This is a genomic window from Mycobacterium ahvazicum, from assembly GCF_900176255.2.
GTDB lineage: Bacteria > Actinomycetota > Actinomycetes > Mycobacteriales > Mycobacteriaceae > Mycobacterium > Mycobacterium ahvazicum.
On record NZ_FXEG02000003.1, the window covers coordinates 1,293,818 to 1,314,212 of the forward strand.

20 protein-coding genes are annotated in these 20,395 nt (G+C 65.9%); 9 read left to right on the plus strand and 11 right to left on the minus strand.

Annotated elements, in window-relative coordinates:
* Window positions 1-2 precede the first annotated feature (2 nt).
* From octT to MAAFP003_RS18725, 9 genes are all read right to left on the minus strand, one after another.
* Window positions 3-740: a diglucosylglycerate octanoyltransferase gene (gene octT / locus MAAFP003_RS18685; protein WP_096289266.1), complete on the minus strand. Its 738-nt coding sequence runs from the start codon at window positions 738-740 to the stop codon at window positions 3-5.
* A complete protein-coding gene (gene gpgP, locus MAAFP003_RS18690; protein WP_096289268.1) occupies window positions 730-1,404 on the minus strand; it encodes a glucosyl-3-phosphoglycerate phosphatase in 675 nt (224 codons plus the stop codon). Before gpgP ends, octT begins: the two co-directional genes overlap by 11 nt.
* Window positions 1,401-1,790: a ribosome silencing factor gene (rsfS, locus tag MAAFP003_RS18695; RefSeq protein ID WP_096289270.1), complete on the minus strand. Its 390-nt coding sequence runs from the start codon at window positions 1,788-1,790 to the stop codon at window positions 1,401-1,403. Before rsfS ends, gpgP begins: the two co-directional genes overlap by 4 nt.
* Window positions 1,787-2,467, minus strand: coding sequence for a nicotinate-nucleotide adenylyltransferase (nadD, locus tag MAAFP003_RS18700; protein WP_096291268.1), 681 nt, complete (start codon window positions 2,465-2,467; stop codon window positions 1,787-1,789). The genes rsfS and nadD overlap by 4 nt, the downstream gene beginning before the upstream one ends.
* A gap of 143 nt (window positions 2,468-2,610) precedes the next feature.
* Entirely contained in the window at window positions 2,611-4,059 is a 1,449-nt protein-coding gene (locus MAAFP003_RS18705; RefSeq protein WP_096289272.1) for a vWA domain-containing protein, read from the minus strand.
* The gene (locus MAAFP003_RS18710) at window positions 4,059-4,934 is read right to left on the minus strand and encodes an AAA family ATPase (RefSeq protein ID WP_036470381.1); all 876 of its coding nucleotides are present in this window, start codon (window positions 4,932-4,934) and stop codon (window positions 4,059-4,061) included. Before MAAFP003_RS18710 ends, MAAFP003_RS18705 begins: the two co-directional genes overlap by 1 nt.
* 30 nt (window positions 4,935-4,964) lie before the next feature.
* On the minus strand, window positions 4,965-6,212 hold the full coding sequence (locus MAAFP003_RS18715; RefSeq protein ID WP_096289274.1) for a glutamate-5-semialdehyde dehydrogenase: 1,248 nt from the start codon (window positions 6,210-6,212) through the stop codon (window positions 4,965-4,967).
* A 58-nt stretch (window positions 6,213-6,270) separates the two neighbouring features.
* A complete protein-coding gene (locus MAAFP003_RS18720; protein WP_096289276.1) occupies window positions 6,271-7,674 on the minus strand; it encodes a mechanosensitive ion channel domain-containing protein in 1,404 nt (467 codons plus the stop codon).
* Window positions 7,674-9,887: an adenylate/guanylate cyclase domain-containing protein gene (locus MAAFP003_RS18725; RefSeq protein ID WP_096289278.1), complete on the minus strand. Its 2,214-nt coding sequence runs from the start codon at window positions 9,885-9,887 to the stop codon at window positions 7,674-7,676. The genes MAAFP003_RS18720 and MAAFP003_RS18725 overlap by 1 nt, the downstream gene beginning before the upstream one ends.
* A 125-nt stretch (window positions 9,888-10,012) precedes the next feature.
* On the opposite strand from MAAFP003_RS18725, the gene MAAFP003_RS18730 reads away from it, so the two are divergent.
* Together MAAFP003_RS18730 and MAAFP003_RS18735 are read left to right on the plus strand one after the other, a co-directional pair.
* Entirely contained in the window at window positions 10,013-10,888 is an 876-nt protein-coding gene (locus MAAFP003_RS18730; RefSeq protein ID WP_096291269.1) for a ribokinase, read from the plus strand.
* Complete coding sequence (locus tag MAAFP003_RS18735) at window positions 10,888-11,496, plus strand: methyltransferase family protein (protein ID WP_096289280.1); 609 nt, start codon at window positions 10,888-10,890, stop codon at window positions 11,494-11,496. Before MAAFP003_RS18730 ends, MAAFP003_RS18735 begins: the two co-directional genes overlap by 1 nt.
* On the opposite strand, the gene MAAFP003_RS18740 is transcribed toward MAAFP003_RS18735, so the two are convergent.
* Window positions 11,493-12,311, minus strand: coding sequence for a GntR family transcriptional regulator (locus MAAFP003_RS18740; RefSeq protein ID WP_096289282.1), 819 nt, complete (start codon window positions 12,309-12,311; stop codon window positions 11,493-11,495). The two genes, MAAFP003_RS18735 and MAAFP003_RS18740, sit on opposite strands and share 4 nt — an antisense overlap.
* A 79-nt stretch (window positions 12,312-12,390) precedes the next feature.
* On the opposite strand from MAAFP003_RS18740, the gene MAAFP003_RS18745 reads away from it, so the two are divergent.
* The 6 genes from MAAFP003_RS18745 to MAAFP003_RS18770 all read left to right on the plus strand — a co-directional run bounded on the left by MAAFP003_RS18745 (window position 12,391) and on the right by MAAFP003_RS18770 (window position 17,597).
* Complete coding sequence (locus MAAFP003_RS18745) at window positions 12,391-13,821, plus strand: MmgE/PrpD family protein (protein ID WP_096289283.1); 1,431 nt, start codon at window positions 12,391-12,393, stop codon at window positions 13,819-13,821.
* Between the two features lie 10 nt (window positions 13,822-13,831).
* The gene (locus tag MAAFP003_RS18750) at window positions 13,832-14,716 is read left to right on the plus strand and encodes an isocitrate lyase/PEP mutase family protein (RefSeq protein WP_096289285.1); all 885 of its coding nucleotides are present in this window, start codon (window positions 13,832-13,834) and stop codon (window positions 14,714-14,716) included.
* The gene (locus MAAFP003_RS18755) at window positions 14,707-15,960 is read left to right on the plus strand and encodes an aconitase/3-isopropylmalate dehydratase large subunit family protein (RefSeq protein WP_096289287.1); all 1,254 of its coding nucleotides are present in this window, start codon (window positions 14,707-14,709) and stop codon (window positions 15,958-15,960) included. Before MAAFP003_RS18750 ends, MAAFP003_RS18755 begins: the two co-directional genes overlap by 10 nt.
* Entirely contained in the window at window positions 15,951-16,520 is a 570-nt protein-coding gene (locus MAAFP003_RS18760; RefSeq protein WP_096289289.1) for a LeuD/DmdB family oxidoreductase small subunit, read from the plus strand. The genes MAAFP003_RS18755 and MAAFP003_RS18760 overlap by 10 nt, the downstream gene beginning before the upstream one ends.
* Complete coding sequence (locus MAAFP003_RS18765) at window positions 16,520-17,065, plus strand: YbhB/YbcL family Raf kinase inhibitor-like protein (RefSeq protein ID WP_096289291.1); 546 nt, start codon at window positions 16,520-16,522, stop codon at window positions 17,063-17,065. Before MAAFP003_RS18760 ends, MAAFP003_RS18765 begins: the two co-directional genes overlap by 1 nt.
* A 124-nt stretch (window positions 17,066-17,189) precedes the next feature.
* Window positions 17,190-17,597 (plus strand): hypothetical protein, encoded by a 408-nt coding sequence (locus MAAFP003_RS18770; protein WP_096289293.1) that lies wholly within the window; start codon window positions 17,190-17,192, stop codon window positions 17,595-17,597.
* Window positions 17,598-17,650: 53 nt separating this feature from the next.
* Here MAAFP003_RS18770 and MAAFP003_RS18775 read toward each other — a convergent pair whose 3' ends face one another.
* A complete protein-coding gene (locus MAAFP003_RS18775) occupies window positions 17,651-19,693 on the minus strand; it encodes an NAD(+) synthase (protein ID WP_096289295.1) in 2,043 nt (680 codons plus the stop codon).
* 58 nt (window positions 19,694-19,751) lie between these two features.
* Here MAAFP003_RS18775 and MAAFP003_RS18780 point away from each other — a divergent pair, with 58 nt between their 5' ends.
* Entirely contained in the window at window positions 19,752-20,291 is a 540-nt protein-coding gene (locus MAAFP003_RS18780; RefSeq protein ID WP_096289297.1) for a cysteine hydrolase family protein, read from the plus strand.
* The last annotated feature ends 104 nt before the right edge of the window (window positions 20,292-20,395 follow it).

Genomic DNA, 20,395 nt, shown 5'->3' on the forward strand with positions numbered 1-20,395 from the left:
GCTTAGCCGCGTGACTTCTCGCTCGATACGCCGGCCTCGGCCAGCGCCTTGAGCATCAGTTCCGCGACGGCTTGGTGGGCTTCGAAATTCCAGTGAATGCCGTCGGGATTGCCGCGTCCACTCATCACCTGTTCAGCCACCGCAGCTTTGAGATCGACCAGCGGAATGTCGTGCTGTTGCGCCCATTGTGAGATCGCCGCCACGGTGCCGGCGCGGCTGTGGTGGGCCTTGCCATACGTCTCGGCGATGTGCACCGACGGCAGCGACGCTACGATCGGGATACCCGGACGGTTGAAATCGATTGCACCGCGGGTCTGTTCGAGATACTCCGCACTCAAGTGCGCAGGCAGCGCCGGTCGGGCCACCGGTGAGAGCCGCGGCTGCAGCCATCCGTAGCCGTCGCGCACCCAGCGCCGCAACCACGGCGGCCGGATATATCGGATCAGCTCGCGCAGGGCGGTCGGCAACACCGACGGCAGCGAATCCATCCCGCCGGTCGCGAAGATCACCGCGCCGGCTCGCGGCAACGCCGCCCATGCTCGCGGGTCCTGCGTGGCGGCCCACCACACGTCGCGGCACGTCCAGCCGATCCGACCGATCAACTCGACATCCCAACCCAATTGGGTGGCAACAATATTCGGCCAGATCCTGGGATCGTCAGCGGGCAATCCCCCGGTGGGACCGTAGTAGGCCAGCGAGTCGGCGAAGACCAGCAGCGTGGGCCTTACCTCAGAGGACATCGTTGGAGACCTGCGCCGAAGCGTTCCACACGTCGAGGCGCCAGCGGATGCTGTCGAATTCACCGTCGGAGTCCTGGGAGTGGCCGGAGAGCTGCACCCAGCTGGCATTGCCCATCCCGCCCAGGACCGGCCAGTCGGCGACCGGAAGCCTCAGCAGCGCAGCCGATAACGCAGCGATCAGACCGCCGTGGGCCACCAGCACCACCGGCCGGCTCGGCTCGTCCGCATTTCCCCACTCCGGTTCACCGGCCACCAGTTCGGCGACCAGCGGCACGCTGCGGGCGGCGACGTCGACCCTGCTTTCCCCGCCGTGCGGTGCCCAGGTGGCGTCGTCGCGCCAGGCGAGCCGGGCACCGGGAGCCTGTCCGTCAACCTCGGTGTGCGTCAAGCCCTGCCACTCACCCAGGTGCGTCTCACGTAGCCGCTCGTCGACCCGTACCCGCAGCCCGGTCCGCTCCCCCAGCTTGACCGCCGTGTCGTAGGCGCGATGCAGATCGGAGGACACGATCAGCAGCGGCTGCATTTTGCCCAGTACCTCGGCCGCGGCAGCCGCCTGCGCATGGCCCAGTTCGGTGAGCGCGGAGTCCAGCTGTCCCTGCATCCGGCTGCCGGCATTGAAGTCAGTTTGCCCGTGGCGCAACATCAGCAGCCGACGAATACTCATTGCGCGCTCGCCGAATCCTGCGAACCGTCCGACAAGTCGACGGGAATGACCGGACAGTCACCCCACAGCCGGTCGAGGGCGTAGAAGTTGCGGTCGTCCTGGTGCTGAATGTGCACGACGATGTCGCGGTAGTCCAGCAGCGTCCAGCGTCCCTCCCGGGCACCCTCGCGGCGCGCGGGTTTGTAGCCGGCCTTCTGCATTCTCTCCTCGACCTCGTCGACGATCGCATTGACCTGCCGCTCGTTGGACGCCGAGGCGATGACGAAGCAGTCGGTGATGACCAGTTGCCCCGAAACGTCGATCACCACAACATCGTTGGCGAGCTTCGAGGCCGCGGCGTTCGCCGCGATCGTCGCCATGTCGATGGCTTCCTGCGTGGCGCTCATGAGTTGTTCCCCGTCGACAGGCTGGACTGCGTGGGGCCGAGCGTCGCTTTGGCCTCTCCCTCGACGGGGGCGCGGTAGAGCCGGCGTTTGGAGACGTATTGCACCACGCCGTCGGGCATCAGGTACCACAGTGGGCGGCGCTGGGCGGCACGCTGGCGGCAGTCGGTCGACGAGATCGCCAGCGCCGGAACCTCAACCAGGGTCAGCGCATCCTTGGCCAGCTCGCCAAGCACTTCGGTGATGTGTTCGTGGCGCAGCTCGTAACCCGGCCTGCTGACGCCGATGAACCGCGCCAACTCGAACACCACTTCCCAGCCCTGCCAGGACAGGATGGACGACAGGGCGTCGGCTCCGGTGATGAAGAACAGCTCGGACTCCGGGTTGAGGGCGTGCAGGTCCTGCAAGGTGTCCTTGGTGTAGGTGGGGCCGGCGCGGTCGATGTCGACGCGGCTGACCGAGAACCGGGGGTTAGACGCGGTGGCGATCACCGTCATCAGGTACCGGTCCTCGGCGGCGGAGACATTGCGGGTCTTCTGCCACGGCTGACCGCTGGGCACGAACACGACTTCGTCGAGGTCGAACAGGTCGGCCACCTCACTGGCGGCGACCAGGTGCCCGTAATGGATCGGGTCGAATGTCCCACCCATCACTCCCAGCCTGCGGCGGCGCTTTTGCACGATTTGCCAGCTTACCGGGCCGCTCGAGCCGGGCAGTCGCCGCGCTGTGGTCACCCGTTAGCTCTGCGCCGAGTGTGGGGCTTATGGATGAATTCACGACAGTTCGCGTACATGGGGCCCACACTCGGCGCCCAGGCGCAGTCTCAGACCGGCAGTAGCTGGTCGATCACCGTGGCGAGCTGCTTAGCGGACCGGCATTCGTGCATGGTGATCACTTCTTCGTAGCGTGGCACCGCCGAATCTCCGCTGCCCCAAAGGTGTCTGGGCTCGGGGTTGAGCCAGTGCGCGTGCCGGGCGGCGTTGACCATGTCGGACAACACGTCGATGGCCGGATCACGGTAGTTGGTGCGCCCGTCGCCGAGCACCAGCAGCGAGCTGCGCGGCGACAACACATGCGGATTGGCCTGGAGGAACGAGACGAACGCATTCCCGTAGTCGGAGTGGCCGTCGCGGCTGTAGACGCCGGCTTCCCGGGTGATCCGCTGGATCGCCACGGCCAGATCGCAATCCGGGGAGAACATGTGAGTCACCTCGTCGGTGGTGTCGATGAAGGCGAACACCCGGACCCGCGAGAATTGTTGGCGCAGCGCATGAACCAGCAGCAGGGTGAAGTGACTGAAGCCGGCCACCGAACCGGACACATCGCACAGCACGACCAGTTCGGGGCGGGCCGGACGGGGTTTGGCCAGCACCACGTCGATCGGCACGCCGCCGGTGGACATCGACTTGCGCAGCGTCTTGCGCAGGTCGATCGTCCCGGCCCGGCTACGGCGTCGCCGCGCCGCCAGCCGGGTCGCCAGGGTGCGGGCCAATGGCGCCACCGTCCGCTGCATCTGGCGCAGCTGGTCACCGGAGGCCCGCAGGAATTCGACATTCTCGGCAAGCTGTGGGATGCCGTACATCTGGACGTGATCACGGCCCAGCTGCTCGGCGGTGCGCCGCTTGGTCTCGGCGTCAACCAGCTTGCGCAGTTGGGTGATCCGTTGTGCGGCAAGGGCTTTGGCGATCTGCTCTTGCGTGGGACTCGGCTCGTCGCCGTAGGGCGCGAGCAGGCCGGCGAGCAGTTTGCCCTCCAGCTCGTCCAGCGCCATCGCCTTGAGCGCCTGATACGACGAGAACGAGGGACCGCGGCTGGAACTGTATTTGCCGTAGGCCTCCACGATTCGCGCGATCATCGCGACGAGCCGTTCGTCCATGTCGGCCAGATCTTCGTTCTGGGTCAGCAGATCGAGGAGCATCTGCCGCATCGCGTCGACGTCGTCGGCGGGCAGGGCGTCGTTGTCTTGGCCGGCCCCACCTTCGTCTCCGACGACGACCGCCCGCGCACCCATCGCCGCGGGGAACCACAGGTCGAACATCGCGTCATAGGTGTCGCGGTGGTCGGGCTGGCGCAGCACCGCGCACGCGATGCCTTCGCGCAGCACCTCGCGATCACTCAAACCCAGGGTGGCCATCACCCGGCCGGCGTCCACCGTCTCCGACGGACCCACCGAAATACCGCTTCCGCGAAGCGCTTCCACGAATCCCACCAGGTGGCCCGGCAACCCGTGCGGGGCGAGTGGCCGTTTGGGGCGGACGCGGCGCGGGGGCATCAGTTGAGCCTGAGTTCCCCGGCCGCGCGTTGCTGGTCGGATTGGTGTTTGAGGACCACGCCGAGCGTCTGGGCGACGACCGCGTCGTCAATGGTGTCCAGCCCCAGCGCCAGCAGCGTGCGGCCCCAGTCGATGGTCTCGGCGATGGACGGCACCTTCTTCAGCTGCATGCCGCGCATGACGCCGATGATGCGCACCAGCTCCTCGGCGAGATGCGCGGGCAACTCGGGAACCCGGGACAACAGGATGCGCCGTTCCAGGTCGGGGGTCGGGAAGTCGATGTGCAGGAACAGGCAGCGACGCTTGAGCGCCTCGGACAGTTCACGGGTGGCGTTCGAGGTCAGCACGACCAACGGCGTTCGCTCGGCGGTGATGGTGCCCAGTTCCGGCACGGTCACCGCGAAGTCGGACAGCACCTCGAGCAGCAGGCCCTCGATTTCGATGTCGGCTTTGTCGGTCTCGTCGATCAGCAGCACCGTCGGTTCGGTGCGCCGGATCGCGGTCAGCAGCGGGCGCTGCAGCAAGAACTCCTCGCTGAACACGTCGTCCTTGGTCTGATCCCAGTCGCCGGAGCCGGCCTGAATACGGAGTATCTGCTTGGCGTGGTTCCACTCGTACAGGGCGCGAGCCTCGTCGACGCCCTCGTAGCACTGCAGCCGAACCAGACCCGAGCCGGTGGCCTGCGCGATCGCACGCGCCAGCTCGGTCTTGCCCACGCCGGCGGGCCCCTCGACCAGCAGCGGCTTGCCCAGCCGATCGGCGAGAAACACCGCGGTCGCGGTGGCCGTGTCGGGCAGATAACCCGTCTCGGCCAACCGTCGTGAGACGTCGCTGATGTCCGCGAACAGCGGAGTGGACCGGGCGGGCACGCTCACAATCTCAGTTCTCCTAAAACTAGATCGGGGTCAGGCTGGACGAATCTGGCCGTCACCCCATGCGATCCATTTTGTCGAGGTCAGTTCGGGCAGGCCCATCGGACCGCGGGCATGCAGCTTCTGTGTCGAGATGCCGATCTCGGCACCGAAGCCGAATTGCTCGCCATCGGTAAACGATGTCGATGCGTTGACCATCACGGCGGCCGCATCGACGCCGTCGGAAAATCGTTGGGCCGCAGCCATATTGGTGGTCACGATGGCTTCGGTGTGTCCGGTGCCGTATTCGTTGACGTGGGCGATCGCGGCGTCGACACCGTCGACCACCGCCACCGCGATGTCCATCGACAGGTACTCGCGACGCAGATTGTCCTCATCCGGGTCGAGGTGCACCGTCACGCCGGCATCTTGCAGGGCGCCCACCAGCCGGGGCACCGCGGTTGCGGCGATCGCGGCGTCCACCAACAGGGTCTCGGCAGCGTTGCAGACGCTGGGCCGCCGTGTCTTGGAGTTCAGCAGGACCCGTTCCGCGACGTCCAGGTCCGCGCCCCCGTCCACGTAGACGTGACAGTTGCCGACACCGGTCTCGATGGTGGGCACCTGGGCGTCGCGGACCACCGCGTCGATCAGGCTCGCTCCCCCGCGCGGGATCACCACGTCGACCAGGCCGCGCGCCTGAATCAGGTGGGTGACCGTGGACCGGTCGTCGGACGAGAGCAACTGGACGGCGTCGGCGGGCAAGTCCTCGCTGACCAGCGACGACCGCAACGCCTCGACCAGCGCCTGGTTGGATCGTGCCGCCGACGAACTGCCGCGCAACAGCACGGCATTGCCGGACTTGAGCGCGAGCCCGAACGCGTCGACGGTGACATTGGGCCGGCCCTCGTAGATCATGCCGATCACGCCGAGCGGAACCCGCTGCTGGCGCAGCTGCAGCCCGTTGGGCAACGTGTAGCCGCGCAGCACCTCGCCGACCGGGTCGGGCAGGCCCGCGACCTGCCGCAGACCAGCGGCGATTCCCTCCACACGCGTGGTGTCCAGCGCCAACCGGTCGAGCATCGCGTTGGACGTCCCGGCGGCCCGGGCGGCCTTCAGATCCTCGGCGTTTGCCGCCAGAATCCGGCGGGTGTCGGCAACGATCGCCGCGGCGGCGGATTGCAGCGCCTGGTCCTTGGCCACCGTTGGCAACAACGCCAGCACGCGGGACGCGGCGCGGGCGCGGCGGGCGGCGTTGTGAACCTCCTGACGCAAGTCAGGACGCGACGGTGCTTGCAGACTCATTGATCCAGGGTATCGGGCTTGAGCTGGCCAGGTAAGGCGGCCTGGGTGGCGACCGGGCTCAACCGACGCGCTCACCACGTTCGGCTTGCCGCACTTTGCTCTGCCGTTCCTCCAGGATGTTGCCAAAGTCCTGCAGCAGCAACGGTTCACGCATGACCAGGTGCTCGAGGTGATCGCGATCGATGATCAGGGCAGTGACCTCTTCCAGGGCATACGCGCTGGCGAGGTTGGGTTGGCGGGTGAGCGCGGTCAGGCCGAGGAAGGAGCCCGCCTCCAGCGTGCTGATCGGCACCACCGACCCGTCCTCGGTCGTGGCCATCATCTGCACCCGCCCGGCGATCACGAACGTCATCCCCGCCGGCACCTGCCCCGCGTATTCGACGATCTCGTCCGCGCTGTACAGGACGATTCGCGCCGAGGAATGCAGCGCCTGCTGATCGGCAACGCTGAGCCGCAATGCGGGCGCCACCACGGATCGCAACGCGTCTTCGACCCGTTCCCTGGTCGAGTAGTCGTCGTCGGCGTCGTCGAGGTGCAGTTCTTCGCGCCGGGCCGCGTACCAGATCCAGCGCAGAAAGGTCGATCGCGCAGCGCCGTCCTCAGCGGGCGAATTCAGCCCGAAGCTGGTCGCGTACTCGCCCTTGCCGACGGGAACCGACCGGGGAACGCTGCCGGCCTTGAGCTGCGGCAGCTCGCTCGCGACACGCGTCAGCATTGCGCAGACCCGATCGGGCGGGTCCGCGGCCGCGAACGTCGTCTTGATCGACAGCTTGTGGGTGCCTTGCGGGCGGCTGAGGTTCGTGAACGAGGTACTGGCCAGCATCGAGTTCGGCACGACCCGTATCCCGCTGCCGGTTTGAATGTGCACGGCCCGCCAGTTGACCTCGACGACGCGGCCGCGCTCGTTGGACGCGTCGAGCCAGTCGTCGATGCGGAAGGGCTGCTCGAACAGCATGAACAGGCCGGACACGATCTGGCCGACGGAGTTCTGCAGCATCAAACCGAGGACGACCGACGTCACCCCCAACGCGGTGAAAAGACCGCCGACCCGCACACCCCAAATGACGGACAAGATGACGGCCAGGCCGGCACCGATCAGCGCGAACCGGGCCACGTCGAGGAAAATCGTGGGCAGTCGTTTGCGCCAGCTGTTTTGCGGTGCGCCCTCGAATACGGTCGCGTTGAGCCCGGACAGCAACATGACCAGCACCAGGAAGCCGAACAGCGTGGACAGGATGCGTACCAGACCGTCTCCGGCCGAGACCTGTGCGGCGTTGACCAGCAGCACCAACAGCGCGCCCAGCGGCAGCACAAAGTTGCGGAGCAGGCTGACCTGGCGGGCCAGGCGATTGTTTCGGCGAAGCAGTGCATGGTGCAGCTCGGTCAGCAGGATCAGCATGACCGGGAATCCGATCGCGACGCCGATGGCCCAGTAGAACCACGTCGAATGGAAGGCGTTCATTACCGCTCCGACAGCCGGTAGATCGCCTGGTCTGATCCGGCGACCGAAATCGTGCCGGCCGGCGTGAATTGCCGGGCGTCCCGCATAGCCTCGTACACGCTCGCGGTGACGTAGATGCCGGGTTGCGGTGCACCACTGTGCATTTGGTAGGCCAGGCTCACCGCGCCGCCCCACATGTCGTAGACGAGACTTGATCGTCCCACCAGTCCGCTGATCACGTTGCCGGTGTTGATGCCGACGCGCAGCTTCAGCTCGTGTGAGCTCTGGGAGTTGAACCGATCGATGATCTGACGCATCTCCAGGGCGAAGTCGAGGCTTCGGTAGATGCTGTCCAGCCGCGGCGTCACGACCCCACAACTGGCGAGGTAGCCGTTGTGGAAGGTGCGAATCCGTTCGACGCCGAGGGCTTCGGCTGCCGCGTCGAACTGACGGAAGAGATCATCGACGATGCCCACCAGTTCGTCGCCGGACAGGTCGATCGAAATCTCGTCCAGGCCAACGATATCGGCGTAGATGATGGCCACGTCCTGGTGCTTTTCGGCGATGGTCTCCTGACCCTCGCGATAGCGTTGCGCCACCGACTCCGGCATCAGCGCCAGCAGCAGGCGGTCGTTTTCTTTGCGCTGCTCGTTGAGCAGCTCGTCCTTAATTGCCAGGTTCCGGCTCATCTCGTTGAAAGCCTGAGTGAGGTCCCCGATTTCGTCGCGCGAGGTGACCGGGATATTGACTTCATAGTCGCCGGAGCTGATCTTCTGGGTACCGGCTTGTAGCCGGCGGACGGGCCGCAGCATGATCTGGGCAAGCACCATCGAGGCGACACACACGACGAAGATCATCGACGCGACACCGACCACCAGTGTTTGGCTGAATCTGCCCAGCCGCGCAAAAGCATCCGAGTCGTCGCGCGTCACCAAGATTGACCAGTGCAGATCGGAATTGGGCACGTTGAACGGGGTATAGGCCTCCATCTCGCTGTTGCCCGTGTAGTCGGTGCCGGTGACGGTTCCGGTCTGCCCGCGTTGGGCGGCACGAAAGCCCGCCGTTTCCGCCGGCTGCACGAGGATCGTCGTCCCCAACTGAATCGCTCTGTTGGCCACATCGGGCGGAGTTCCGGCCGCGATGGCCTCCTTGCGATATTCCTCCGGATCCTCGAGGAATATCCGGGAATCGGAGCGCATCAGGCCGTCGGGACCCACCAAATACGATTCGGTCGACGGGCCCATGCCGGCGGCTTCCCATTGCTTGTCGGCGGTCATGATCCGGTTGATCTTCGGAGTTGGCAGCGGCCAAGCCATTACGCCGTCGATCTTGCCGTTCATGCCGATCGGCGACACCACCCACCCGGTGGGAGCATCCAGCGCCGGTTGATACGTCTGGAAGTCGGTGATCCAGACGAAGTCGACATCGTTGGAACGCAAGGCCTTTTGATAGGCATCGCGCAGATTGGATTCGCGATAGGGGCCGGTGAAGATGTTGGTGCCCAGGTCGGGCCCCTTGGCCACGGAGTAGACGACATTGCCGCCGTTGTCGAGCAACAGCACGTCTCGGTAGTCGAAGCGAGTGACGATGCCGCGCATGTAGAAGTCGAATCGCGCGTTAGCGGCCGACCATGCACTGCCGTCGCCCGCGTCCACTACCGGCAGCCCGTCAGCACTGGTCCTGGGCGGCGCGGTGTAGTTCGCCTGAAGGTATTTCTGCGCGTTGGTACTCGGCATCACGGCGTTGATATCGATCGTGTCGCCGGTGATGCGTTTGATCGGTTTGATCATCTCGTTGTCGTAGTAGTTGACTAGCGACTGCTGCTGGGCGGGACTGATCGTCGCGTTGCCCAACTGGTTGAAGCCGGCGGAGAACGCTTCCATGGCCTGAACAATGCTGAACCCGCCGCTGTAGACGATGAGCGAGTTCGTCATCTGCTTGAACAGCGATTCCAGTTGCCGCTGCTGAGATTCGCGCAGCTCGGTCAGCCGTTCGGCCTCGACTTGGCGTAGTGCGCTGCGGCCGGTAAGAGCCCCGATGAGGCCAACGACGGCCACCGAAAAGATGCTGCAGATCAACAGAGTCATCAACAGCTTGGACTGGATGCCTACCCGCAGGAAACGCCGGCGGCGAAACCTGCGCGTCGTGCGAGACGCACCCTCTTGGGTCACTGCTTCTTGGGCCGGGAGGGTTTCGGTGTCCGATGCGGCGTCGGTCAGCTCACTCGATGTCACTGGCTTCCTTCTTCCCAACGAGGCGCTGTTCACGCAGCACATTAGCGCGCGGACATCACAAAATTGTCGTTTGCGGCATGCGATTGCCGTCGAATGGCAAGCAACACGCGACTAACGTTGAACAGATGGCTCGGGTCTGCGTCGTCGGCAGTGTCAACATGGACATCACCTGCGACGTCGCCGCGCTTCCCCGCCCGGGTGAGACGGTGCTTGCGTCGTCATTGAGTTACGCCCCCGGCGGCAAAGGCGGCAACCAGGCCGTGGCCGCTGCACGCGCGGGGGCGCACGTGCAGTTCGTCGGGGCGCTCGGCGACGACGGCGCGGCTGCGAGCTTGTGGGCACATCTGGTGGCCAACGGTGTTGGGCTGGACGCGACCGTGACCGTCCCCGGTCCCAGCGGCACGGCGATCATCGTGGTGGACGCCGGCGCCGAGAACACCGTCGTGGTGGCGCCGGGGGCCAACGGACAGCTCACCGCGAGTACGGCGGCCACCCGGGTGATCACCGACAGCGATGTGTTGTTGACCCAGTTGGAGATTCCGATCGCCACGGCGGTGGCCGCGGCACGCGAAGCCAAGACGGCGGGTGCGGTCGTCATCGTCAACGCCTCGCCGTGCCACCAGGTGCGAAGCGCGCTCGCCGAACTGGCGGATCTCGCGGACGTGGTGATCGCCAACGAGAACGAAACCGAGGAATTACCTTGGCGACCAAATCATTTGGTGACCACGCTTGGTGCCCGCGGCGCTCGCTATGTCGGCCGGGACGATGAGCTGTGGGTACCCGCGCCCGTAGTCCACGCGGTGGACACCACGGGTGCCGGTGATGTCTTTGCCGGAGTGCTGGCAGCGAGCTGGCCGCGCGACCCGGGTTCGCGGGCTGAGCGATTGGCGGCCTTGGAACGGGCTTGCACCGCGGCCGCGCTGTCGACACTGGTGCCCGGAGCCGGTGACTGCGCGCCGGATGCCGACGCCATCGCCGCGGCACTGTCCGGGCCCACGTGATGGACGGCGTCGCCGTCGTCGCCCTGACGCTCTTTGCCGCTTTCGGGGTGCTCGGATTCGGTTGGCGTAGTTGGCTGCAGTATCGCCGCACCGGATCCACCGGCTTTCGCGGCATCCGCGGCGGGTCGACGGAATGGGTCGCGGGCGCCGGTTTCGCCGTCGCACTGGCGGTGACGGCGAGCGCTCCAATCCTGCAGCTCTGCAACGTCGTTGAGCCGTTGCGTGCGCTGACCGCCGGATGGATCCAGTACGTCGGGATCGTGGTCGCGATCCTGGGCATCGCCGCCACGGTCTACGCGCAACTCGAGATGGGCGATTCCTGGCGGATCGGGGTGGACGAACGGGAGACCACGACGCTGGTGCACACCGGCGTATTCGGGCAGGTGCGCAACCCGATCTATACCGCGATGTTCATCTTTGGCTTCGGGATCGCGTTGGTAACCCCGAATGTCGTTGCCTGTGCCGGATTTATCCTGCTCGTCGCCACCGTCGAGCTACAGGTACGCCGTGTCGAGGAGCCGCACTTGTTGCGAACCCACGGCGACGCGTATCGGGACTATGCCGCCACCGTCGGCCGCTTCGTCCCGGGGGTCGGCCTGATTCGTTAGCGCGAGTCCCGCCGCACATCGTGGGCGATCGCCAGGCCGTCGCCCGTTTCCAACTCGACGGCTGACTGACTCATCAGCACGCGACTGCGGCTCGGCGACAACACGATCGACAGGTAATGGTGCGGCAGGTCTGCCACGAATGCGAGCCGGTTGACCCGTAGCAGCGCGGTGCCGATCGCGGTGTCGAGCAGCCGGGCAAAGCGCGGACCCGCGATCTCGGCGGTGATCTCATGGCGCATCCGCTCCACCACGACACCGGCATCGGCCAGCAGTTCGTAGAGCGGTTTGCGCCGCATCGCCGACTCGGGCAGCTTGTCCGCCAACGCGTTTGGCAGCCAGGCTTCGGTGACCATCAACGGCTCACCGGTCCGGCGCTGGCGGCGCACCCGCACGATGTGCAACAGTTCGCCGGAGGTCTCCAGCGCGTCGGCGACGGGACGTGGCGGGCGCCGGTGCGAGTCGTATTCGAGCACGTCGACCTCGGTCTCGAACTGGGCCTGCCGCAGCCCGTCCATGTACGAGCCGCCGGCCGCGGGCAGGTCGGCCGGCGCGTGCTCCCGCACGAACGAGCCGACGCCCTGCCTGCGCTCGATGTATCCCTGGTCGGCCAGGTCCGCCAGGGCGCGGCGAACCGTGATGCGCGAAACCCCGAACTGATCACACAGCGTCTGCTCGGTCGGCAGCGCGTCGCCGGGAGCCAGCACGCCGCGGTCGATCTCGTCGTGCAACACCAAAAACAGTTGCCGGTGCAGCGGCACACCGGCGCCGGCGGACACCGCACTGCTTTCTGCATCGGCCCCCTGCATGTTCGCCATGCTCCCACACCGCCTTCCTTGCGCCCGTGGATCAGTTGTTATATAGCTATAACAACTGACCGTTCGTGAAGGAGTTTCGATGACCGCGGTTCAGCAGCACGCCGCCAGCGATCCGGCGGGCCCGACCGGGCGATTGGCCACCTGGGTCGCGGGCCTCACGCTCGGCGACGTCCCCGCGGACGTGATTGAACGGGCGAAATATCTCCTGCTCGACGGGTTGGGCTGCGCACTGGTCGGTGCGCAATTGCCCTGGTCACGGATCGCGACTGGCGCGGTGCTGGAGCTGGAGGGTGCCGGCGACACCGTGGTGATCGGCACCGGCCACACCACCGGCGCACCCGCGGCCGCGGTGCTCAACGGAACCTTCATCCAGGGCTTCGAGCTTGACGACTTCCATCCACTGGCGCCCTTGCACAGCTGCTCGCTGTTGATTCCGGCATTGCTGTCGACGGCGTCGGTTCGGCCGCATCCGACGACCGGTGCCGAGTTCCTGCTCGGGGCGATCGCCGGGTTCGAAGTGGGTCCGCGCGTGGGCTACACACTGCACGGAACTCAGATGCTCGACCGTGGCTGGCACTCCGGCCCGGTCTTTGGCACCCATTCGGCGGCCATGGCGTCGGGCAAGCTGCGCGGTCTGCCGCCCGCCCAGCTCGAAGACGCCCTCGGCCTGGCCGGCACCCAGTCCGCCGGGCTGATGGCCGCGCAGTACGAGGCAATGAGCAAGCGCATGCACCATGGCTTGGCCGCCCGCAACGGCTGCTACGCCGCCGGGCTTGCCGCCGCCGGCTATACCGGCATCAAGCGGGTGTTCGAGCGCGAATATGGCGGATTCCTCAGTGTTTTCGGTGAAGGCCACAATCCCGATGCCGCTGTGCTGACCGGTCAGCTCGGCCAGCGCTGGGAGACCACCTTCATCATGGTCAAGTCCTACGCCGCAATGGGCGGTCTGCACGGGGCGATCGATGCGGCCCGGCGATTGCGGAGTTCGATTGCGCCGAAAGATATCTCGACGGTAGACATCACCGTCGGCGAGACGGTCTACAAGCACGGCTGGTGGCGTCCGGAACGTCCGCTCACGCCGATCGGCGCGCAGATGAATATCGGCTACGCCACCGCCGCAGCACTGCTGGACGGCAACGTGCTGACCGAGCAGTTCACCCCGGCACGGCTGGACGCCGACGACATCTGGTCGCTGATCTCCAATACCTCGGTGCACCTCGATGAATCGCTGACCAACGCGCCGATCACCGAGCGGTTCCGGACCGATGTCACAGTGACCACGCGAGACGGCGCGGTGCACCGGGCCCGCGTCGACCTGCCGCACGGCGCGCCCACCGACCCGGTCACCAACGACGAACTCGTCGCGAAGTTTCATTGCCTCGCCGATCGGGTGACGAGCCGGCGACGCGCCGATGCCATCGAGCGGGCGATGGTCGGTCTGGAAAACCTGGATGACATCGACGAACTGAACGACCTGCTCGCCGCGCCTGTCGCGGGCGCCCTGGACTGAAAGGACGGCCATGGCCAGCACACCGGCCCGCCAACGGCTGCGAGACCTGTTGGACACGCGCGAACTCATCGTCGCACCAGGGGTTTTCGACGGTATCTCGGCACAGTTGACCAAGCGCACCGGACATGTAGCTGCGTACATGACCGGAGCGGGTGTCGCGGCGTCCGGGTTCGGCCTGCCCGACATCGGGTTGGTCACCGCGACCGAGATGGCCGACCGGGTCCGGATGATCGCCGGCGCACTGGGCGACATTCCGCTGATCGCCGACGCCGACACCGGCTACGGGGCACCGATGAACGTGGTACGCACGATGCGCTGTTACGAGGCGGCCGGAGTAGCCGCAATTCAATTGGAAGACCAGGTATTTCCGAAACGCTGCGGCCATTTGCCCGACAAGCGGGTCGTCGACGCCGCGGTGTTCGAACAGACGCTGGCTGCCGCGCTGGACGCCAGGTCCGACGACAACCTGCTCGTCGTGGCCCGCACCGACGCCCGCGGCCCGCTGGGGCTGGACGTCGCGATCGAGCGGGCGAATCGTTATGCCGAAGCGGGAGCGGACATCATCTTCGTCGAAGCGCCACGCGACGAGCAGGAGGTCGAGCGCATCGCACGCGAGGTCGATGCGCCCTTGCTGATCAATCTGGTGCTCGGCGGGCTGACCCCGCTGGAATCGGCGTCCCGGTTGCAGGAGTTGGGCTACGCGATCTCGATCCACCCGGGCAACCTGCTGATGCAAGCGACATTCGGCATGCTGCAAAGCCTTTGCCAACTCAACGGCAGCGACGTGGTCACCCATCTGCCCGCCAGCCCCGCCGACTTCTTCAACCTGGTCGGCATGTCAGAGTGGCTGGAGCTCGACGCCAAGTACACAGTTAAGGATGCCTCATGGGCATGACCGTCATCGAGAAGATCTTCGCGCGCAAGGCCGGCCTGGACTCGGTGGCGCCCGGCGATACCGTGGTGGTGGACGTCGATATGACCGTGCTGATCGATCTGCAATTCGCGACGATGTGGATCCAGCCCAACAGGATTCACGACCCCGACAAACTGGCCGTCGTCATGGACCACGCCGTGCCCGCACCGACCATCAAGGACGCCGCGGGCGGTCCGCAGGCCCGCAAATTCGTCGCCGACTTCGGCATCGAACGCTTCTACGATGTCGGGCGCCACGGCATCTGCCATCAGGTCATCGCCGAGAATGGCCTGGCCCGACCCGGAGAAATCTTGGCCTGCACCGACTCTCACACCTGCGCTGCGGGTGCTTACAACCCCGCGGCCCGCGGACTCGGCCCCGCCGAGATCTACTCGATCATGTGCACCGGCACCACGTGGTTCCAAGTCACGCCGACCGTCCGCTACGAACTCGAGGGAAACAAACCAAACACGTTGAGCGGCAAGGACATCTTCTTATACATCGCCGACAAATACGGCGACGCCGCCAACCTCAATCTGGAATTCGGCGGCCCCGGCCTGGGCGGGATTCCGATGCACGACCGGCGCACCATCGCGACCCAGGGCGCGGAGGTGTCGGCCGATTTCAGCACCTTCGAAGCCGACCACGTGCTGGCCGCATTCCTCGACGACACCGGCGTCACCGGATATACCTCGGCCGCACCGGATCCCGACGCTACCTATCACGATGTGCGGCACATCGACCTGTCCGCGCTGGAACCCTATGTGGCGCGGCCTGGCACAGTCAGCCGCAACGGCTTGCCCGTGTCACAGCTGGGCCGGCAGAAAGTGAACCAGGCGTTCATCGGGTCATGCGCGAACGGTCAACTCGAGGATCTCGAGATCGCCGCACAAGTGTTGCGCGGCAATACCGTTGCCCCAGGGGTGCGGCTGCTCGTCACGCCAGCCTCCCAGTCCGTGTACCGAGATGCCATGCGGCTCGGTTACCTACAGGACATCGCCGACGCGGGTGGTGTCGTCACCAACTCGACGTGCGGCGCCTGTTTCGGCTACCACATGGGCGTCATCGGCCCCGGCGAAGTGTGCGTCACGTCCAGCACCCGCAACTTCACCGGACGCATGGGCAGCACCGAGGCCGAAATCTTCATGGCCTCTACCGCGACCGTTGCCGCGTCGGCGATCACCGGTTACATCACCGATCCGAGGAGTGTGGCGGCATGGCGGTGAGTTCGCTGACGTTTCAAGGCAAGGTATGGGTGTTCGGCGACAATCTCAACACCGACGCGATGTACCCGGCCTTCGCGATGAAGATGGATCCTCCCGAAGCGGCCAAGCACATCTTCTACGAGGTCCGGCCGGGTTGGGCCGATCAGGTTTCCCCGGGCGATATCGTGCTGGCCGGCAAGAACTTCGGGATCGGCTCGTCGCGCCCGGTGGCTGCTCTGTTCACCGAACTCGGTGTCGCCGGGCTGGTCGCCGAGGAATTCAATTCGCTGTTCTTCCGCAATGCCGTGAATGCCGGACTGCCTGCGATCACCGTGCCGGGCGCCACCGCCGTGTTCACCGAGGGTGATACCGGCAGCTTCAACCTGACCGATGGCACCTGGCGCAATGACAGCACCGGAGCGTCGGGAACGGTTCCGAAGTTGCCCACCCTGATTCTCGAGATCATTGAGAGCGGCGGCGTCATGCCCCGGCTGGCGGCGCAGGGTTATCTGCCCGCCGAACTCGCCGACGTGCTGCGTTCCAGCGCGGTCGCCATGCGCGGCGCCGGAAGCGGCGCTTGATGGCGCTACTTGGCCCGCTGCTGCGGGGTGTCCGCGCCGGTGCACAGCGAGGCCCGTTGTGCGGTGCTGACTTTGCAGCGCCCGAATCCATCACGGTCACCAGTGCGGCGTTCGCCGACGGCGCCGCGATGCCGTCATCCAGTGCGGGAAAGGGCGTGGGTGGGAACACCTCGCCGCCGCTGCACTGGGACGGCCTGCCGCCCGAGACCCGGCAGACCGTCCTCATCATCGACGACATCGATGTTCCGCTGCACCGCCCGCTGCTGCACACGGTCGCGCTGATCGAACCGTCACTTGACCGAGTCGCGGCGGGCGCGCTGCAGCCGGGAACGGCGGGGGTCCGGTTCATCCGCGCGGATCTGGGTCACCGCGGCTACGCCGGCCCGCGGCCGATTCCCGGCCACGGAGCGCATCACTACCGCTTCCAGTTGTTCGCGATCGATTCGCCGATTCCGGAAAATGTCAGTACCCCAAGGGCTCTATTGGCGGCAATGGCCGGGCATGTACTGGCCCGCGGCACACTCACCGGCACCTACGAGCGCTAGCCGGCGGCGGCCGCCGGACTATGGCTGAGCTGCGGTTGGCAGTAACTGGCAGCGCCTGGCGTCGATCTGGCAGTGCTTTGCGAGCAACGTCGATGCCATCGGTAACCAACCAGAAAGGAACCTCATGTCCGCCACCACTGTCGACCGCACAGGTACCCGCGACGGATTTCTTCGCCTCGCGATGCGCGCAGACGCCGCCATCAGCGGCGTGGCCGGCCTGGCCGGCGTCCCGCTGGCCGGTTGGCTGGCCGCGACATCGGGCACCACCACGGCGTTCGAGTACGGCATGGCCGGCTTCTTGATCAGTTACGGCGTGCTGGTGCTCTGGCTGGCCTCACTGCCATCGGTGCGCCGCGCCGGCATGGCCGTCGTGATCGGCAACCTGCTCTTCACGGTGGCCGCCGTCGCTCTCGTGCTCGCCGATGTCTTCCCGCTGACCACCTCGGGTGTGGTTCTCACCTTGGCATCCGGCATCTACACCCTGTTCTTCGCCGAGCTGCAATACCAGGGCTGGCGCCGCGCGCGGGCATAAACCCCGCCACAGCTCGGGCCCGCTCGGTCATATCCGGGGGGGCTTCGAGCCGGCTAGTCCTCGGGAACCTCACGGTCGATCTCGTCGAGCCAGATGCGCGCGGACATGTCCGACGGGGCGCGCCAGTCTCCTCGCGGCGACAGCGCGCCGCCGTGGGACACCTTGGGGCCGTTGGGCAGTGCCGAGCGTTTGAACTGACTGAATGAGTAGAACCGCTGCACGAAGATCTGCAGCCAGTGCCGGATCTCCTTGAGCTGATAGGACGGTCGCTTGTCCGCCGGGAATCCTGGCGGCCAGCTGCCCCGCTCGGGATCCATCCAGGCGTGCCAGGCCAGGAACGCGATCTTCGACGGCCGGAACCCATAGCGCAGTACGTGAAACAACGAAAAGTCTTGCAGGGCATAGGGTCCGACCTTGGCCTCGCTGCTCTGCAGTTCTTCCTCCTCGCCGGTGGGGACGAGTTCGGGAGTTATCTCGGTGTCGAGCACCGACTGCAGCACCGCGTCGACGTCGGATTCGAACTGTCCCGACGAGATGACCCAGCGAATCAGATGCTGTATCAGTGTTTTCGGCACACCGGCGTTGACGTTGTAGTGCGACATCTGGTCGCCGACGCCGTAGGTCGACCAGCCCAGGCCCAGCTCGGAGAGATCGCCGGTGCCCAGCACGATCCCGCCACGCTGATTGGCCAGCCGGAACAGGTAGTCGGTGCGCAATCCGGCCTGGACGTTTTCGAAGGTCACGTCGTAGACGCTCTCGCCGCGGGAGAACGGGTGATCCATCTCCTTGAGCATCAGCGCCGCCGTATCGCGGATGTCGATCTCGGCGAAAGTCACGCCGAGCGCGCGGCACAGCTCGACCGCGTTGCGTTTGGTGCGCTCACCCGTCGCAAACCCCGGCAGAGTGAAGGCCAGAATGTCGCTGCGCGGCCGGTTTTCGCGGTCCATCGCCCGCGCGGCAACGATCAGCGCGTGGGTGGAATCCAGCCCGCCGGAAATCCCGATGACGACCTTGGGGTAGCTCAGCGCACGCAGCCGCTGTTCGAGCCCGGAGACCTGGATGTTGTAGGCCTCGTAGCAATCCTGTTGCAGCCGTTGCGGGTCGGCGGGAACGAAGGGAAAACGCTCGATCGCTCTGCGTAATCCGACGTCGCCGGTCGGCGGGTCGAGCGGAAACTCGATGAGCCGAAACGTGTCCGTCAGGGACCGGTGATGTCGCCGGTTGTCGTCAAAAGTGCCCATGCGCAGCCGCTCCGAGCGCAGCAACTCGGTGTCGACGTCGGCGACCGAACGTCGCTCTCCCTTGGGGAAGCGCTCGGATTCGGCGAGCAGCACCCCGTTTTCGAAGATCATCGTCTGCCCGTCCCAGGCCAGGTCGGTCGTCGATTCGCCCTCGCCCGCGGCGGCGTAGATGTAGGCGGCCAGGCATCGCGACGACGCCGAGCGAGCCAGCAGCCGACGATCCTCGGCACGCCCGATCGTGATCGGGCTGCCGGACAAGTTGGCCAGCACCGTCGCACCCGCCAGCGCCGCTTGCGCGCTGGGCGGAATCGGCACGAACATGTCCTCGCAGATCTCGACGTGCAGGATGAAATCGGGATAGTCGGAGGCCACAAATAGCAGATCGGGCCCAAACGGCGCCTCGAACTCGCCGATCCGGATGATGCCGTGCTCGTCGTCACCGGGCGCGATCTGGCGGTGCTCGTAGAACTCGCGATAGGTGGGCAGGTAGGACTTGGGCGCCACTCCGAGCACGACGCCGCGGTGGATGACGACGGCAGTGTTGTAGATGCGCTGCCGGTAGCGCAGCGGGGCGCCGACCACCAAGATCGGCAGCAGGTCGTTGGATGCGGTGACGATGTCGGCCAGCGCGGTTTCGACGTCGTCGAGCAACAGGTCCTGCAGGACGATGTCCTCGATGGAGTACCCGGACAGCGTCAGCTCCGGGAAGACGGCCAGCGCGACACCCTCGTCGTGACACTGGGCGGCCAACCGCAACACCGAGGCCGCATTGGCTGCCGGATCGCCGATCGTGGTGTGGTGCGTGCACGCGGCAACCCGGACAAACCCCTGGCGGTAGCTGTTGTAGAAGTCCATCGCCCTCCCATTGTCGCCCGATCGGTGTTAACAAGCATGCGCCGGGTATCACCTCGACATGAGTGATACCGCTGTCCTGGTGGTCGACATGATGAACAGCTATCAGCATCCCGACGCTGATCTCCTAATACCCAATGTCGGCAAGATCGTCGACCCGCTGACCGATGTGGTGCGCCGCGCACGCGAATCCGACGACGTAGACCTGATTTACGTCAACGACAACTACGGCGACTTCACCGCCGAGTTCACCGACCTCGTCGAATCCGCATGCCACGGCGCACGGCCCGAGCTGGTGGAGCCGATCGTGCCGGCCAAGGGCAGCCGGTTGCTGACCAAGGTCCGCCACAGCGCGTTCTATTCGACGTCGCTGGCGTATCTACTCAATCGCCTCGGCACCGAACGGCTGGTCCTGACCGGACAGGTCACCGAGCAGTGCATCCTCTACAGCGCGCTGGACGCCTATGTGCGGCATTTCCAGGTCGTCATTCCTACGGATGCCGTCGCCCACATCGACGAAGAACTCGGCGCGGCGGCATGCAAGATGATGGAACGCAACATGTCTGCCGAGCTGACGACTGCGGCATACTGCCTCGGGTAGGGAGCGTAGTTCGCATCAATTCGGTTGTGCCGAAACGGTATTCGGCTGACGCAATGTGGCAAATCGTCTGAAGCAGGCCTATGGGCGCCCGCGCCGGCCTGGCC

Bases quoted from the DNA above. Each gene is read 5' to 3' on its own strand.
- octT (WP_096289266.1), bottom strand. From the start codon at position 740: ATGTCCTCTGAGGTAAGGCCCACGCTGCTGGTCTTCGCCGACTCGCTG.
- gpgP (WP_096289268.1), bottom strand. From the start codon at position 1,404: ATGAGTATTCGTCGGCTGCTGATGTTGCGCCACGGGCAAACTGACTTC.
- rsfS (WP_096289270.1), bottom strand. From the start codon at position 1,790: ATGAGCGCCACGCAGGAAGCCATCGACATGGCGACGATCGCGGCGAAC.
- MAAFP003_RS18705 (WP_096289272.1), bottom strand. From the start codon at position 4,059: ATGCCCCCGCGCCGCGTCCGCCCCAAACGGCCACTCGCCCCGCACGGG.
- MAAFP003_RS18715 (WP_096289274.1), bottom strand. From the start codon at position 6,212: ATGAGTCTGCAAGCACCGTCGCGTCCTGACTTGCGTCAGGAGGTTCAC.
- MAAFP003_RS18720 (WP_096289276.1), bottom strand. From the start codon at position 7,674: ATGAACGCCTTCCATTCGACGTGGTTCTACTGGGCCATCGGCGTCGCG.
- MAAFP003_RS18730 (WP_096291269.1), top strand. From the start codon at position 10,013: ATGGCTCGGGTCTGCGTCGTCGGCAGTGTCAACATGGACATCACCTGC.
- MAAFP003_RS18735 (WP_096289280.1), top strand. From the start codon at position 10,888: ATGGACGGCGTCGCCGTCGTCGCCCTGACGCTCTTTGCCGCTTTCGGG.
- MAAFP003_RS18740 (WP_096289282.1), bottom strand. From the start codon at position 12,311: ATGGCGAACATGCAGGGGGCCGATGCAGAAAGCAGTGCGGTGTCCGCC.
- MAAFP003_RS18745 (WP_096289283.1), top strand. From the start codon at position 12,391: ATGACCGCGGTTCAGCAGCACGCCGCCAGCGATCCGGCGGGCCCGACC.
- MAAFP003_RS18750 (WP_096289285.1), top strand. From the start codon at position 13,832: ATGGCCAGCACACCGGCCCGCCAACGGCTGCGAGACCTGTTGGACACG.
- MAAFP003_RS18755 (WP_096289287.1), top strand. From the start codon at position 14,707: ATGGGCATGACCGTCATCGAGAAGATCTTCGCGCGCAAGGCCGGCCTG.
- MAAFP003_RS18760 (WP_096289289.1), top strand. From the start codon at position 15,951: ATGGCGGTGAGTTCGCTGACGTTTCAAGGCAAGGTATGGGTGTTCGGC.
- MAAFP003_RS18765 (WP_096289291.1), top strand. From the start codon at position 16,520: ATGGCGCTACTTGGCCCGCTGCTGCGGGGTGTCCGCGCCGGTGCACAG.
- MAAFP003_RS18770 (WP_096289293.1), top strand. From the start codon at position 17,190: ATGTCCGCCACCACTGTCGACCGCACAGGTACCCGCGACGGATTTCTT.
- MAAFP003_RS18775 (WP_096289295.1), bottom strand. From the start codon at position 19,693: ATGGACTTCTACAACAGCTACCGCCAGGGGTTTGTCCGGGTTGCCGCG.
- MAAFP003_RS18780 (WP_096289297.1), top strand. From the start codon at position 19,752: ATGAGTGATACCGCTGTCCTGGTGGTCGACATGATGAACAGCTATCAG.